17 protein-coding genes and 2 pseudogenes are annotated in these 14,735 nt (G+C 47.2%); 10 read left to right on the plus strand and 9 right to left on the minus strand.

Annotated features, from left to right (window positions below):
- Window positions 1-480: 480 nt before the first annotated feature.
- The 4 genes and pseudogenes from NDI45_RS23535 to NDI45_RS23550 all read left to right on the plus strand — a co-directional run.
- Window positions 481-558, plus strand: a pseudogene (locus tag NDI45_RS23535) (hypothetical protein); the annotation flags it as partial.
- 21 nt (window positions 559-579) lie between these two features.
- The gene (locus tag NDI45_RS23540; RefSeq protein WP_348249119.1) at window positions 580-798 is read left to right on the plus strand and encodes a hypothetical protein; all 219 of its coding nucleotides are present in this window, start codon (window positions 580-582) and stop codon (window positions 796-798) included.
- Entirely contained in the window at window positions 795-1,022 is a 228-nt protein-coding gene (locus NDI45_RS23545; RefSeq protein ID WP_348249120.1) for an ATP-binding protein, read from the plus strand. The genes NDI45_RS23540 and NDI45_RS23545 overlap by 4 nt, the downstream gene beginning before the upstream one ends.
- A 217-nt stretch (window positions 1,023-1,239) precedes the next feature.
- Window positions 1,240-1,347, plus strand: a pseudogene (locus tag NDI45_RS23550) (hypothetical protein); the annotation flags it as partial.
- A gap of 93 nt (window positions 1,348-1,440) precedes the next feature.
- Here the strand turns inward: NDI45_RS23550 and NDI45_RS23555 are convergent.
- Window positions 1,441-2,541 (minus strand): ParB/RepB/Spo0J family partition protein, encoded by a 1,101-nt coding sequence (locus NDI45_RS23555; RefSeq protein ID WP_348249121.1) that lies wholly within the window; start codon window positions 2,539-2,541, stop codon window positions 1,441-1,443.
- Window positions 2,542-2,590: 49 nt separating this feature from the next.
- Complete coding sequence (locus NDI45_RS23560; protein WP_190791357.1) at window positions 2,591-3,421, minus strand: AAA family ATPase; 831 nt, start codon at window positions 3,419-3,421, stop codon at window positions 2,591-2,593.
- 267 nt (window positions 3,422-3,688) lie between these two features.
- Here NDI45_RS23560 and NDI45_RS23565 point away from each other — a divergent pair.
- Window positions 3,689-4,424 (plus strand): IS6 family transposase gene (locus tag NDI45_RS23565; RefSeq protein WP_242067261.1). Its coding sequence is split into 2 segments (ribosomal slippage): window positions 3,689-3,967 and window positions 3,969-4,424, totalling 735 coding nucleotides; the frame shifts between segments, so codons are not numbered across the junction.
- A 248-nt stretch (window positions 4,425-4,672) separates the two neighbouring features.
- Here the strand turns inward: NDI45_RS23565 and NDI45_RS23570 are convergent.
- Together NDI45_RS23570 and NDI45_RS23575 are read right to left on the minus strand one after the other, a co-directional pair.
- Complete coding sequence (locus NDI45_RS23570; RefSeq protein ID WP_348249122.1) at window positions 4,673-5,506, minus strand: sulfurtransferase; 834 nt, start codon at window positions 5,504-5,506, stop codon at window positions 4,673-4,675.
- 9 nt (window positions 5,507-5,515) lie between these two features.
- Window positions 5,516-5,977, minus strand: a complete 462-nt coding sequence (locus NDI45_RS23575) for a DUF6220 domain-containing protein (protein ID WP_348249123.1) — start codon at window positions 5,975-5,977, stop codon at window positions 5,516-5,518.
- A 139-nt stretch (window positions 5,978-6,116) separates the two neighbouring features.
- On the opposite strand from NDI45_RS23575, the gene NDI45_RS23580 reads away from it, so the two are divergent.
- Complete coding sequence (locus NDI45_RS23580) at window positions 6,117-6,827, plus strand: LuxR C-terminal-related transcriptional regulator (protein ID WP_348249124.1); 711 nt, start codon at window positions 6,117-6,119, stop codon at window positions 6,825-6,827.
- Between the two features lie 31 nt (window positions 6,828-6,858).
- Here NDI45_RS23580 and NDI45_RS23585 read toward each other — a convergent pair whose 3' ends face one another.
- Complete coding sequence (locus NDI45_RS23585; RefSeq protein WP_190791591.1) at window positions 6,859-7,848, minus strand: Rieske 2Fe-2S domain-containing protein; 990 nt, start codon at window positions 7,846-7,848, stop codon at window positions 6,859-6,861.
- A gap of 122 nt (window positions 7,849-7,970) precedes the next feature.
- On the opposite strand from NDI45_RS23585, the gene NDI45_RS23590 reads away from it, so the two are divergent.
- Window positions 7,971-8,618, plus strand: coding sequence for a TetR family transcriptional regulator (locus NDI45_RS23590; RefSeq protein WP_190791590.1), 648 nt, complete (start codon window positions 7,971-7,973; stop codon window positions 8,616-8,618).
- A 206-nt stretch (window positions 8,619-8,824) separates the two neighbouring features.
- On the opposite strand, the gene NDI45_RS23595 is transcribed toward NDI45_RS23590, so the two are convergent.
- Window positions 8,825-9,220 carry a DUF2834 domain-containing protein gene (locus NDI45_RS23595; RefSeq protein ID WP_199296506.1) on the minus strand — a complete coding sequence of 132 codons (396 nt, stop codon included), beginning with the start codon at window positions 9,218-9,220 and terminating at the stop codon, window positions 8,825-8,827.
- Window positions 9,221-9,289: 69 nt separating this feature from the next.
- Here NDI45_RS23595 and NDI45_RS23600 point away from each other — a divergent pair, with 69 nt between their 5' ends.
- Window positions 9,290-10,132 (plus strand): helix-turn-helix domain-containing protein, encoded by an 843-nt coding sequence (locus tag NDI45_RS23600; protein ID WP_348249125.1) that lies wholly within the window; start codon window positions 9,290-9,292, stop codon window positions 10,130-10,132.
- Between the two features lie 395 nt (window positions 10,133-10,527).
- Here NDI45_RS23600 and NDI45_RS23605 read toward each other — a convergent pair whose 3' ends face one another.
- Window positions 10,528-11,916: an MATE family efflux transporter gene (locus NDI45_RS23605; RefSeq protein WP_348249126.1), complete on the minus strand. Its 1,389-nt coding sequence runs from the start codon at window positions 11,914-11,916 to the stop codon at window positions 10,528-10,530.
- Window positions 11,917-11,943: 27 nt separating this feature from the next.
- Window positions 11,944-12,657, minus strand: coding sequence for an SDR family oxidoreductase (locus tag NDI45_RS23610; protein WP_190792012.1), 714 nt, complete (start codon window positions 12,655-12,657; stop codon window positions 11,944-11,946).
- 96 nt (window positions 12,658-12,753) lie between these two features.
- Between NDI45_RS23610 and NDI45_RS23615 the strand changes: the two genes are divergently transcribed.
- Window positions 12,754-13,203: a LysR family transcriptional regulator gene (locus NDI45_RS23615; RefSeq protein WP_190792011.1), complete on the plus strand. Its 450-nt coding sequence runs from the start codon at window positions 12,754-12,756 to the stop codon at window positions 13,201-13,203.
- Between the two features lie 65 nt (window positions 13,204-13,268).
- On the opposite strand, the gene NDI45_RS23620 is transcribed toward NDI45_RS23615, so the two are convergent.
- Complete coding sequence (locus tag NDI45_RS23620; protein WP_199296549.1) at window positions 13,269-13,535, minus strand: hypothetical protein; 267 nt, start codon at window positions 13,533-13,535, stop codon at window positions 13,269-13,271.
- A gap of 146 nt (window positions 13,536-13,681) precedes the next feature.
- On the opposite strand from NDI45_RS23620, the gene NDI45_RS23625 reads away from it, so the two are divergent.
- The gene (locus tag NDI45_RS23625) at window positions 13,682-14,572 is read left to right on the plus strand and encodes a helix-turn-helix domain-containing protein (RefSeq protein WP_190792009.1); all 891 of its coding nucleotides are present in this window, start codon (window positions 13,682-13,684) and stop codon (window positions 14,570-14,572) included.
- Window positions 14,573-14,735: the final 163 nt, after the last annotated feature.

Below are 14,735 nucleotides of genomic sequence, written 5' to 3' on the forward strand. Positions count from 1 at the left end.
CTATCTCCGATTGAACTCTGTTGGTCGAAACTCAAGCAGTTTCTTCGCTCAAAAGCGGCTCGCACCGATCAAGCCCTCGACCAAGCGATGACGGAAGCAGTTCAGTTCATTACTGAAGATGACGCCATTGGTTGGTTCAATCACTGTGGTCTATTCACATGAAATTTGCTGTAATGAAGGGAAGACTTGCTTGTGTCGTTGTGAAGGGGCTGACCTCCAACCCTGGTCACCCAAATCGCCTGCCCTCATTCTGCTGCGTTTGCACAATAGCGAATCAGCCAGCACTCGATTCATCCTACTGAACAAAAAGATTGATGAATTGGCAAAAGAGATCCGGCTGCGCCAACGAGCGGAAGAAGCGCGTGCTCAACTGCTGGTGCAAGAGCAACAAGCACGTGCAGAGGCTGAGCGGCTAAATCGATTAAAGGACGAGTTCTTATCGACCGTTTCTCATGAGCTACGAACCCCGCAAATGCCATCCTGGGCTGGTCTCACCTCTTACAGACAACGAAGGTAAACGAAGCAAGGCTGCATCGGGCGTTAGAAACGATCGAGCGCAACGCCAGGTCTCAAGGGCAGTTGATTAATGATCTGCTTGATATTTCCCGCATCATTACGGGCAAGATTCGCCTCAACGTGCAAACCGTCCAGCTATTGCCAGTGATTGAAGCAGCAATTAATACGGTGCGCCCTGCTGCAAATGCCAAAAACATCCAGCTACAAACGGCGCTTGATCCAACTTCGGGTCCTGTGTTGGGAGATCCTGAGCGGTTACAGCAGGTCGTCTGGAATTTGTGAGCAATGCGATCAAGTTCACTCCGCAACAAGGACGAGTTCAGGTTTGCCTGCAACGCATTAATTCTGATATTGAAATCGTGGTGGTGGATAACGGTCAAGGCATTAGTGCTGAATTCCTGCCCTACGTCTTCGATCGGTTTCGTCAGGCGGATGGTTCTACAACCCGGTCTGTTAGTGGGTTAGGGTTAGGTTTAACGATCGTCCGTCAATTAGTGGAATTGTAGGGGGGGGACGGTGCAGGCTGAAAGTCCAGGAGAAGGACAGGGCGCTACGTTTACTGTAAAGCTGCCCCTAATGGCAATGATTTCGACAGCGATGGAACCAGAACGGGTACATCCTGTGAGCGGAGGCAGTGTGCCGTTTGACGGCTCCCCTCGGCTCGATGGATTGGGAATACTGATTGTGGATGATGACGCGGATATGCGAGAGTTACTGAGCCATATGCTTGAATTGAGTGGGGCAGAAGTCATCGCTGTAGCATCAGCAAACGAAGCAATCTTGGCGCTGACTCAATCCTCACCCCTGCCAGATATCTTGATTAGTGACATTGGGATGCCCGACGAGGATGGTTACGCTTTGTTGCGTCGAGTTAGAGCACTGAAACCCGAACAGGGAGGACGAATTCCTGCAATTGCCACACTATCAACTATTACTATCCGACTCAACGATCGCCAGAAGCTGCTGGAGCAGTTTTTCGGCTTCTGCACATTTTTTGGGTGTGAGCTTTGCTTTCCTGAGTTTGCTCATTGTGGTTTGCAGTGTCTCCTGGAATTTTGTAGTTGGGTCTGAATCTTGTGCAGAGTGACTAGATTTTGGTTCAAGATACGATCGCACTGCTTCTGCAATTTGCTCCCTTGTCCAGCTAGAGGCAGTCGCCTGCTCCAGTAATACCTGGCGCTGATCTTTATCCGTAATTCGAGCCATCAACTTGCCTGCACTATAAGGTAGCTGCCCAGCTCGAATCGCATTTTGTACGTCCAGAGGCAAATTCAGGAGAGGCAGTCGATGCTGAACAAAAGACTGCCAACTAAATCGTCCCAATCCCTCAAAAGCGTACTCAACCTCCCACAGAACTCGCTCGAACATCACTGCATCATCGCTGTTGTTCATCCACTGGGAAAGTTGTTCGTTCAGTGAGGTCAGCGGGACCATACCCACACCCGTGTGGGAAGCATGGTTCTCTTCACCTCTGCGTTTACGGTGCTGCTGGTGCAGTCGGTATAGCAGCCGCGGAATTTCCGGCGCTGGAACTTGAAGCTGGAGTGCCAGCAATTCAACGATCGCATGAGTCTCCTCAACTGCATTGAGGTCTTCACGGTTCAAGTTTTCAATTAATCGGATCTGAGCAATGTCAACTTCCTTCCACTGCTGCACCTCTTCCGATGTCAGAATACGGGCACGGATTTCACTCAGCCCTGCTGCCTCTGCTGCTAGGTAACGCCGTTCGCCGAATACTAACTCATACCGGAATGGTTCCTGTGCTGCCGGAAGTGGCTTGAGCAGAACAGCTTCCAGCACACCGTACTTCTGCACTGAAGCGGTAAGCTGGGCCATTTTTGCAGCATTAAAAGATTTACGCGGATTCTTATTGCTGCGCTGAATTTGATTAAGCGGAACTTGACACTCATCCGGTGCTAAAACCGGAGCAGAAGCAGGAGCGGGAGAAACATCATAAAGAGAAGACAAGCCACCGAGCGATCGAAGCTCTCGGTAGGGACGTTCAGATTTTGCAGCTTTAACCATCGTGACTATTTAACGAGAGTTGTTTAACGAGAAGATGGGGCAGGATTTTTTATCGACGGGCAGGTTGAGCTTTTGCTGCTTTACTCTTACCCACACGGGTGTGGGTAGCAAGAAGCGAATTTGCAAGATTCTGAATCGATTGCGAAGCAACATGCCGGCGATCATAGACCACCAAAGGTTGTCCGGCTTCTGAGGCATCCGCAAAGGCAGTCGCATTTGGAATGGGGTCAAATACAGTCCCAACCGTCGCAAGCTGTTCCCGCATTGCTTTGAGAACTCGCTGATGCTGACTTTTCGTTTTCGCGTGCTTTGTAGGAATGAAGCCAAAAATACTCAAGTCTGGATTGATCTCACGTCTGACCAGAGCGATCGTCTCCAGCAGTAAGTCAGTCCCAACCCAGGATTTATACTCGGTTTCAACCGGAACTAGCACTCCATTAGAAGCGGTCAGCGCAGATACACTGAGTAGCCCTAAACTTGGTGGGCAGTCAATCAGAATCCAGTCATAGCGATCGCGCAATGGTTCTAACATCGTTGCCAGCTTGCGCTCTCGATTCATAGCGGTGAACAGTTCAAGTTCTGCTTTACCGAGCCGTCGATTGGCAGGAAGAAGATCCATATTGTGAGCAGAGACGATCGCCTGCTCAAGAATTGCGCTCAGAGCTTCCTTGCTGCTGTAATTTCCCATCAGCGTGTCGTACACAGTCACGGGCAAGTCCCAAGGCTCAAATCCCAGAAAAACGGTGAGACTGCCTTGAGGATCAAAATCAACTAATAAAACTCTTTGCCCTGCTTGAGAGAGGGTATATCCTAAGTTCAGCGTTAGCGTTGATTTCGCTACGCCTCCTGCTTGATTGAAGATTGAAGTGATTACTGCCATATCTAACACTGGCGAGTGAATGTCCTCAATCCTACTGGAAAACGAATTGATTAGATCAAGAATTTTACTTTTCCCACGACAGTATCTAAAAAATTTTCTAATTTCTAATAGCTGGGTATGGAAGGAGGAATTAAAGCGACGTTGGCTTGGTTAAGTAGAGTATCGTACCCACACGGGTGTGGGTAGAGAAGGCAGAATCAGGGGTTGTGTCACAAAAACTGGTCAATGGTAAGGCAGACAAGCCCTGTTGTGTCTTCTTGCCCTTTGATGTCTACTCCTGCTCTGTTCAAAGGGCGGCACTTTCTGCCTGAAATCATCCTGCTCAATGTGCGGTGGTATTGGCGCGATGCCTTGAGCTATCGAGACTCAGAGGAGATGATGCAGGAGCGGGGCGTGGAAGTCGATCATTCGACGATCAATCGTTGGGTGCTGAAGTATGCCCTAGAGCTGGACAAACGCATTCGACCCCACCCAAAGTTAATAAACGACTCGTGGAGGGCGGACGAGACGTATATCCATATCAAGGGTGAGTGGAAGTATCTATACCCTTGCTGTTGATTTGGAGGGGAATACCCTTGACTTTATGCTGAGTACAAAGCGCGATGGCAAGGCAGCAGCACGATTTTTCCGTAAGGTGCTCAAAGGTCAGCACACTCAATTTCCACGAGTCATTACAGTGGACAAGAATGCCGCTTCCCCAGCAGCAATAGATGCTCTCAAAGCAGAAGAGACGATCTACTTCGCAGTTACCGCAAGGGTCGACCAAGGGACCCAATTAAGGCAGAGTAAATATTTGAATAACATCGTTGAGCAGGATCATCGAAACATCCAGTGCATCGTGAAGCTTAGGATGGGGTTCAAGTCGTTCAATAGTGCAAGAAGAACGTTGAGCGGGACTGAAGCGATGAGGATGATTCGCAAAGGACAAGTAAAAGGAATCGACCAAGGAGATAGTGTGTCTCAAGTGAAATTTATCGAAGCGATCTTTGGAATTGCTGCTTAAGGGAATGCAAACGTTACCGATCGTTTGTCCTTAACAAGTAATCCAGCCAGGTTGAGAATAATTTTCAATGAATCGGTAATTATCAGTGAAGTAAATTGCAGTAGAAACAAGACTGGCAATCACAATCAGCTTCAGAACGGACTTAGCACCAGCTTTAACGTTCATGTGCTTAGCTCCCTGGATAAAAGGCTTATGGAACTCATCTCAGAACATTTTTAGTTAACGACATCTGTAAAACGAACATAAAGTCACTTCTCAATTAACGCATCCGGTAAACGGCTCCACTCATTCCATGAACCGTCATAGTTGCGAACATTGGGATAGCCCAGCAAATACTTCAAAATAAACCAGGTGTAAGCCGATCGCCCACCAATCGCACAGTAGGGAAAAATCTCCTTATCCGGTGTAATCCCTCTACTAGTAAAGAGTTCCTGCAACTCACTCATCGATTTAAAGGTTCCATCCTCATTGAGTGTGAGGGTATGTTCCAGGTGAATGGCTCCGGGAATGTGTCCGGCTCGTTCTGTTCCTTCAGGCGGTTTCATTAAGAAGTACTCACCTTGGTACTCCTGCATCGTGCGGACATCCAAAATGACTTGGTTGGGGCGATCGATCACAGTTCGCATCTCATCAGCCAGTACTCGCAAATTCGTGTCCAAAGGTTTTGCTTGATATTCAACGGGTGCAAAGGTTGAGAACTCTGTGGCCACAGGACGACCTTCTGCCATCCATTTTTGATGTCCTCCATCCAGCACTCGCACATCAGCATGTCCAAATAGCTTTAGCAACCAAAATATCCAGGCTCCGGTTCCAGGATAGCTGCCATAGGCAACTACGGTTGTTTCGTTAGTGATGCCCGATCGCGAGAGCAATCGTTCAATGTGATTGACATCCAGATTTTGGCCTAAGTTTGGCAGAAGCAAATCAGTCAGGATATTCCAGAAAACTGCACCTGGAATGTGAGCTTCTTTGTAATGGTCTGGAGTCATTTCAACTTCGACAATTCTCACCTTGGGAGCATGGAGGCGATCGCCCAGCCATTGCGTGTCTACAACAACCTGTGAATCAGTTTTAGAGGTCATGAATCTCTCCTAAGTTGTTGTGTTGTTATCTTTTTTAGGAAAGACAATGTGCCCTACCCGATGAACCAGCGTTGTTGAAGCAGAGAACAGGGAGAATCCGAGTAGAGGATGAAAAATGGCTAGGGAAATTGGTAGCGAGAGTTGCGTGTGAATCGTTAGAAATTGCAATCCTAACAAAATCGGTAGGCTGAGGGTTAGCATTCGGATTCTTGGGGACATGGGAATCCAATACACCCAAACTAGAAGAACCAAAGATAATCCACTGTAACCTCGTACAAGCCAGACATGATTATTCCACCAGGCAGGGTTATCGAAATAAGCCAACCCAACTGTTAACACCTGAGCCACCAAACAAAGGTTAAACAGAACGGTAATGGCATAAAAGCTCGTGATAGCGGGTTTTAGAGAAGCTGGAGTATCTTCTGGTGTTGACTTGGCGATCGCATCGAATGAAGGTGTAGAGGGAGCCATAGATCTGTTTGCTCATTGAGAATGAATCAAGGGGTTTGTAGCAACCTTGAAATTAAATTAAACTGGCAATCAACTGTAGACTAGACCTCGATCGAGTACACTTTGCTGTATTGGCTCCCTGACAAGCTGGATAGACATAATGGAAATTCCTTTGCAGCCCTTGTTTCAAGCGATCGCAACAGCACAAGATGAAGCTGAGCTAAGAGGAGCGATGATGGCAAAACTTGGTGAGTACTTTGCCGCTACACGTTGGGGGTTAAGTTTTTTAGACCAGCTTCCTACTGTCGATGAAAATTCGCCATTAATGCTGAAACTAGCATTATCACTTGATTACAACCCTGTGTTGCGTTATCTAGTTCAACGCCATTCGACGGTTCACGAGGAAATGATCTTGCCCCATGGAGTATGGCAATCGATTTGTCCTCGCGCCGATCATGGACATGTCATGGCAGGTCCGATTGTCAATCAGGGGCAGTTAGTGGGCGGAATTGCTTTTACCCGCCATCGCGATGCTCCCGCATTTAATGCAGACGATCTAGCAGATTTGAGTGCGCTATGTCTTCATCTCTCGACACGGCTTGCAGAACTGCGTTCAAAACCTATTATTTCCGAACTGGCTAGCAGTAATGCAACGTCTTCTGTGGAGGATCGTCTGACTCTACGGGAAATGCAAATTGCCGAATTAGTTGCTCAAGGACTTACCAATGCTCAGATTGGTGCAGCCCTATGGATTACTGAACACACGGTGAAGCAAGCATTGAAGCGAATGTTTCGCAAACTAGAGATTTCATCACGTGCGGAACTGGTGGCACGAATTGCAAAATTCAGTAATAAACTTGCAGCATCCTGAGTAGTGGTTAATCTTTGACGTAATTGAGTGTTTATCTAAAAAGATTAGGTTCTACAACTTGCGGAAAACTCTCAAAGTTGCGCCGTACCCAATCCATTCCGACCTCGTTGTTCAATCTGATTCGTTGAGGCGTATTGGGATAGATCCGGCTGAGAATTCTGGCATCCTGTTCTACAACGACATCAATCAACTTCAGTAAGTTTCTCTTTAGTAAATGAGCAATTGGGGAGCGTGCCTGCATATACATCAGCACAAACACACGCGATCGCTCTACCGATTCAGGCAAATAAAAGTGGCATTCCTTCAAACTCAAAAGTTGATTGTCGCCATGCATCACACCCATGAACGGAAAGTAATTCTCTAGATGCGCTTCTAAAACCTTGGGTAATGCGAGTTGAGCTGGATTTTTGAGGATTTCACGCCAGGTCGCTTGTTTCCTGGGTTGCGCCAGATAAGCGTGAGAATGTAAACCCTGATCAATAAACTGCTTGACCTGCACTTCCTCAATCTCAAATAACTCCCGGTGGGTACCATTCTGGTGATTGTAGTCATGCATATTTAGCAACAAACTCAGAATATCCGTCGGTATGCTGCGCTCACCTGTTACGCCAATAAACTCATACTCAGTTGCAATCGTGTTCATTAAATCTGGAATTGGGATCTTCGGCTCATAACCCCCATAAGTCCAGATCAAATCCCCTTGAATTACCAATTCAAGCGGTGACAGCAAAGATTTTGTTTGTTTATTAGAGCCCGGTAATACCGTGCAACCCTTACGATCGAACTCTAGGGCATGAAACGGACAGGCAATGGCACTACTGCCATCGGATTGAGTGATGCACCACCCCTCTGAAAGCATTGCTCCCATGTGAGGGCAGGCGTTGGGGAGGGCAGTAATTGTGCCCTGAGAATCTTGCCAGAGGACATAATCTTGCCCCAACAAGGAAAACTTCCGAGGTTGATTCAGCTTCAGCATAGAACGATGCGCCAACAGCCACGGAGAACCTTGTAATTGCTCCATAATCGTCAACCCTTAACTTACTAATTAATTAGTAAGTCTATCAAAAGCTCATCTGAGCGTCAATTTGGCAATGCCTAGTCTTTGCTAAGATGGCTTTGAACCGATAGTCATGAATTAAGGCTGTGAATCGAGCAGGAAAGCGAACAGCAAAATCAGTGCGTCCAGTGCGAGATGCTGAGGCAACACAGCAGCAAATTCTAGATGCTGCCGAACAAGAGTTTGCCCATCACGGCTTGAAAGGCGCACGGATGAGTGCGATCGCCCAAGCTGCTCAGGTCACATCTGCAACCTTGCACTATTACTTTGAGAACAAAGAGAATCTGTACAAAGCAGTTCTCCAGCGTCCTGTAGACGAAGTTCAAGAAATCCTGGCGCAACAAAAGTTTGATGCACTGTCTCCCGAAGAGGCGCTGAAGCAAATCATTCGCATTGCGATCGCCAACGAAGCAGCAAATCCTCAGCGACAAATGCTATGGTTTCAGGAATCGAGCCAAAATCAGGGGGCGTACTTTAAGGAGTGTAATGTGCTAACCCTGCACGGGTATCTCTTGAACGTGTTAGAGCGCGGTACTGCAGAAGGTTACTTCCGTCCGCTCAAGCCATTCTTGGCATTGACCCACATCTTAAGCGTTTGCTGGTTTTATTTCACGGTTCATGAAAATTGGAAGCATCTCACGCCAGACCTCGATCGCCTCAGTCCAGAGATGGTTGAAGAACACACTGAAGAAGCGATCGCATTTATTTTGGCAGCTATTCAGCGAAGGGATTAGGTTACCGGAGAACTAGCTTTAAAGAACGACGCACATAAGCCTCCCAGAACTCAGATGTTGGCTGGAAAATCATGGCATACAGCATGATGCCGCTCATCGTATCGAAAACCAGACCTGGACCTAAATCAGGTTCAATCTCAGAAGCGGGTGTTCTAATCGTGCCTGCTATTGGCTCTAAACTCAGGAATGCCTCATCTCAAATAATCTCAAACAGTGCGCTCTAAATGTTGTTCTCGGCGGTACAGGAAGAAGGGAAGAGAACAGGAAAGCCCAACGCCGAAGGTCAATCCAATATACAGAATGATCCAGGCGCGTGATATGTTTAACCGCTTCAATTCAATCCATACAAAGCAGAAGAAGGCGATCGCAGAAATCAATAAATCCGTTGTTAACCCTGCTGCAATGTTATTCGCAAACGCTTGTTGCAGGAAAAATGAGGGAGAAAGCAATGCTGACGGATCTTGCAGGAGCCAGAACCAGGGTTCAATTGAACCGGCAATGGTCAGTATCAGATACAAAACTTTGATACTGCTGAACGTGCGCGTCATTGGGAGGTTTGTTGTCTTCAACATGATGTTTATCCTTAATCGGTGTGCTTTCATGATGGAATAGGGAAATAATCAAAGCAATTACCTGCCAGGTAATCAAACTCATCTTTTGCAAACTTTGTGATGCAACAGCGCACCAATGCCTCAAATCCGACCCTCGACTCGTTTGGACTGCTTCTGAAGCAATGGCGTAGCCAGCGAGGATTTAGCCAGCTTGATTTAGCTGTGACCAGCCAGGTCTCCCAACGCCATATTAGTTTTCTTGAATCGGGACGAGCCAAACCCAGCCGAGAGATGGTGTTGCAACTGGCGGAGGTGCTGGAGATTCCGTTGAGACAGCAAAACTTGATGCTGACTGCCGCAGGATTTACACCCATTCACGCCGAGACTGATCTATCGGCTCCTGAAATGGCTTCTATCCGTAAAGCGATCGACTTCATGCTGCGACAACAGGAACCCTATCCGGCCATTGTGGTCGATCGCTACTGGAATCTACTGCTGACCAACCATGCTGCCAATCGACTACTGAATGCTTTCATTGCCCCAGAAGAACTGCAAGCCCGCTTCTACCGGGATGGAAAAGTTAACCTGATGCGGGCGATGTTTCATCCTCAAGGGTTTCGTCCATTTGTCATTAACTGGGACGATTTTTCAGTGCATTTGCTACAGCGCCTGCACCGAGAGACAATTGCTGAGGGAGAAAGTGAACAATCTAAAACATTACTGAACGAATTAATGAGTTATCCGGGCATTGCTGAGGTTTGGCAGCCTTTCACTCGAACAACTCAAAATGCCATGCTGCTGACTGTTCATCTCAAACGAGGGAATCTAGAATTAGAGTTTTTTTCAACGATCGCCACCCTCGGCACCCCCTACGACATTACCCTGCAAGAACTGAGGATTGAGTGTTTGTTTCCAGCCAATGACAGTACGGAACATCACTGGAAACAACTCCTGAAATCTTAGGAGTCTCAGGACTGTTGAGGACGGATGCTTTGCCTGGTCTTACTCTAGAATAGACACAGCTTGAGTTGTAGACCCAATTATGCAACCTGAACACAACCAACCCAACCTTCAAACCTGGCGGAGTAGAGCTACTCAATTTTTATTGGGTTCGCTCCTGGGATCTTTCTTGATCCTAGTTCCTCTCTCCTATTTCATGTACTTTACACCGGAAGCCGTTCACTTCATTCATTACATGGGTTCGGCCATGTTTGTGTTGCTGTGTGGAATATTCTCCACAGCGTTTGGAAATCGGTTTTTGCAAATTCTTACTAAACTGCTCGAATCAATGCCTACCAGTTGAAAGAATTGCAGCCCTAAGACCACTCAAACCTGTTGGTATCCGTCAGTCTGAGCTTCTAGCGTTGCGGCGCTCGGGAAAGCTTTTGATGGTTCATCAATTGCCAGAACCGCCAAGTGAATAGCCCTGCGACAACGGCGATCGCCACCGATTGCCCAATCCACAAGCCTACACTTCCCATCTGCAACTGAAAGCCTAATACATAGCCCACTGATAAACCAATTCCCCAGTATCCCAACACATTCAGCAACATTGGAATTTGCGTGTCCTGTAGTCCCTGAAGAGAGCCATAAACTGCTTTTTGAAAGCCGTCGAGAACTTGTGCGATCGCTGCAATCATCAATAGCGGAAGTGCAAGCGCAACAATGTTTGCATTCACTGGATTGGTAATGTCGATGTAAAGACCAATAATAAATTTAGGAAAGAAGAGAAATGCACTTGATACAGCAATCATAAAGATTGTAGTGACGCTCATACTCACCAATGCTGCTTGTTGAATGCCTGTGCAATCGCGTCGTCCTAACCACTGCCCAACTCGTACCGTTGTTGCATAAGAGATACCTAAGGGAACCATAAACACAACAACGATCGTTTGAAATACTATCTGGTGGGCAGCTAACACTTCAATACCTAACAATCCTATCCAGAAGGTAATCACCATAAAAAAGCCTGTTTCAAGTCCAGAGAACAACCCGATCGGTACACCCACCCAGGCTAGCTCCTTCAGGATGTAGGGTTTGACCCGATGCAGTTCTTGAAAAATGCGGTAGTGCTTTAAATTCTCGTTTGTTGAAATATACAGGGCTAAAGCCAGGAACATTCCCCACAGCGTAATTACGCTGGCTAACGCTAATCCTGCGATTCCCATCTTGGGAAAGCCGAATTTACCAAAGCCGAGAATATAATTCCAGACGATGTTGAAGGCGGTTCCTGATACAACAATGAGCATAATCGGACGGGCTTGAGACAAGGCTGAAACAGTTGCCCGCAGTGCCGCAAAACCGATGGCTGGAAACAATCCCCACAGCATAATATCCAAATAAATATTGGCAAGCTGAACAGTAGTTTCGGTTTGTCCTGTACGGCTCAAAAGGATATCCAGATGTCCGGTGAACAGCATCGTGGGAATCGCCACCAATACGGACAACCACAATCCCTGACGCGCAATTTGCTCAACGCGCGTTTTTTGCCCCGCTCCAAATGCTTCCGCAATCAGTGGACTGACTCCCATCGCAACACCACTCGCAGTCATCATGATGCAAAGAAATGTAATGGCTGCCAGCCCTCCAGCCGCTAAGACATCGGCTCCCATTCTCCCCATCATGACGGTATCAGCAAAGCCGGTCGCAGATTGAGCAACTTGAGCACTGGCAAGGGGAACCGCTAACTTAAAAAACTCGCGTACTTCAACTAGAAGATCGTTCTTTTGGATTTTGATATCCGTCATGATGAAATCTCCCCACTTCTCTAATCACTAAATTGCAGCCGATCGCGCCTCATCAACTTTCAACGTCGTTCCTGAAATGAATTTGGCATCATCTGAAATGAGAAATGCAACAGTTTTTGCCAGTTCCGCATAGGTTGCCGGACGACCCCACATCAAATCACTGGGAACATCCCATCCCGCTAATTCCTCCAGGCTATCTACCACAAAGTAAGGGGCAACACAATTCATGCGGATATGGTCGCCCCGATAGCGTTGAGCATACAGCTTGGTAAATCCTTCCATTGCCGCTCGCAGTGTGCCGCTAAATGGTGTTCCAATGGAGGGTTCTTGAGAGTCACAGGCAGAAATATTAACGATCGCACCACCGCCTTGCTGACGCATTGGCTCTGTCACCAGACGAGCTAATCGCACCACGCTCAAAAACAACATCTCAAAGTTCTCCAACCACAGATCATCAGAAATCTCTAACAAGTCAGGTCGGGGTGGATCACCAAAGCTGTTCACTACTGCATCAATTCGCCCAAACTGGTTCAGCGTTGTTTGTACTAAATTTTCCAAATCCTGAGCGTTGGATAGAGAACCCTGAACAGCAATCCCACCTAATTCTTGTGCTAAATCCAGGATGCTAGGGGATCGCGCAAACAACGAGACAGCATACCCTTGAGCGGCTAATTCTCGCGCACAACCTGCCCCAATGCCACGACTTGCTGCGGTGACAATGACAACTTGCTTGGAACTCATTGCTTTATCCTTTGTTACACTTTCATCAAAATATCCTTTGCCTCACTAGAAGAAAAAGCAGTATTTTGGCAAAACATTTGTGCTTGACCGGAATAAATGCTGAATGTTCTCAATCAACTTCCCGAACTGATCGCCTTTGTCGAAAGCGTAGAGTGCAATAGCTTCAGTGCGGCTGCCCAATCGCTCGACACTACTCCCTCCGCCATCAGCAAGCGAGTTGCCAAGTTAGAAGACCGATTAGGGGTAAGACTGCTGCACCGTACAACGCGATCGCTTAGCTTAACCGCAGAGGGAGCGGCTTATTACGAACGGGTGTCCCGCTTACTGAGAGAACTCGACGAAGCCCATGATCTGGTCATTTCCAAAGGCAAGCCACGCGGCAAGCTGACCGTCAGTACATCGTTGGATTTTGGGCAGTGGTTGCTCATGCAATCGATTCCAGAATTTTTAGCCCAATATCCAGAGATCCAGATTGACTTACGGTTGAGCGATCGCAGGCTTAGGTATCACTCGCTTACTTGGTTTTCAAGTGAAACAAGAAGTTGATCAAGAGCAACTAATTCTGCTGTTTCCCAATCAATCATTTCCTGGTCTTGCAGTTCATGCGCTGTTTACTCATCAGCGTAATCTGTCGCCACGAGTTCGAGTTTTCCTTGAGTTTCTGAATGGTTATTGCAGACAGTTTTTGGGAGAGATGGAGAAGAACTTGAAGAAGATGGCATGAAGAAGATAGAACCAATCAGAAATAGAACGCCCTCCGATAAGTGCAGCAGAGACATAAATGAAAAATGTTGAGCAGCCTCAAACATTGAATCAATGAGAAACAGGCTAGAACCAATCAAAAATAGCCAACTTGCAATTAAGATTCGCTTTTCCACGCTACTTCTCCTGATTGCCTTGGATAACACCTTGTTAAAAAATCGATTACAATGACACATTAAGGGAATCTACAAGCCCTGGAATACTTGAATTTTGCCCGTTTGTCAAAATCTTGCTGTCAGTTTTGGAATGACTCAAAACTCTTATGGCAAAAGCATCCCAGGTTAGTAGCACCTCTCTACCTAAATCAGACATTCCCATCCCGGTGATGTCTAGTGAATCGCTTGGCTGGCAACCCCTGCTGGTTGAGGAATTTCAGCAACCGCCTGGGGGAACCGATTTACCAGAAGCCTGGGTTGGGCATTCCATCGCGCTTTGTTTGGCTCCTCGTCCCCATCGCATTCATCAAATGGTGGGCGATCGCTGTTACACTGGACTCTACTCTAAAGGCGATATCTCCATTACTCCGGCAGACATCCCTGCATCCTACCGTGCCGAAGGGGATGATCACTATCTCCACGTCCTAATGCCTGCCCAGTTTCTGCAATCCGTTGCCCAGGAAGCAGCAGTTAACCCTGATCGCCTGGAACTGGTGACAGAATTTCGGGTGCGCGATCCTCAATTAGAGCAAATTCTGCTGCTGCTAAAAGCAGAACTCTACAAAGGAGGTGGTGGAATTGGGCGGCTCTATGCTGAATCGTTAGCTAATGTGCTAGCAGCTCACTTGTTGCGGGAGTATTCCAGCGATCAACCTCGTGTCACACAGTACGAGGGAGGATTGGGCGATCGCAAACTTCTACAAGTCTCAGAATACATTCATGCCCATCTGGACCAAGACATCAAATTAGTTCATCTTGCCGATGTTGCGTCGGTGAGTCAGTTTCATTTCAGCCGTTTATTCAAGCAGTCTACAGGAATCTCTCCACACCAATATTTGCTGCAACAGCGAGTGGAGCGAGCCAAGCAGTTGTTAAAAACATCGCAATTGGCGATCGCAGAAGTTGCGCTTCAGTGTGGATTTAATAGCCAGAGCCACTTGGGTAAGGCGTTTCGAGAAGCAACCGGCATGACTCCTGGTAATTACCGTAAGTACTAAATTAAGAGCGTTATTGCCAGCTAACTGAGGTAAGAACTGCTAAAAAATATAGTTGGTCATTCTAGGATTTTGGGTTTGATACAAAACTATTCAGCATAGGTTGGTGTGTTGTAATTCGCTTCAACAATTTCAAAACCTGCTCGCGTTAGTATTCCCTCGATGA

The organism is Leptolyngbya sp. GB1-A1, from assembly GCF_039962475.1.
Classification (GTDB): domain Bacteria; phylum Cyanobacteriota; class Cyanobacteriia; order Elainellales; family Elainellaceae; genus Leptolyngbya_A.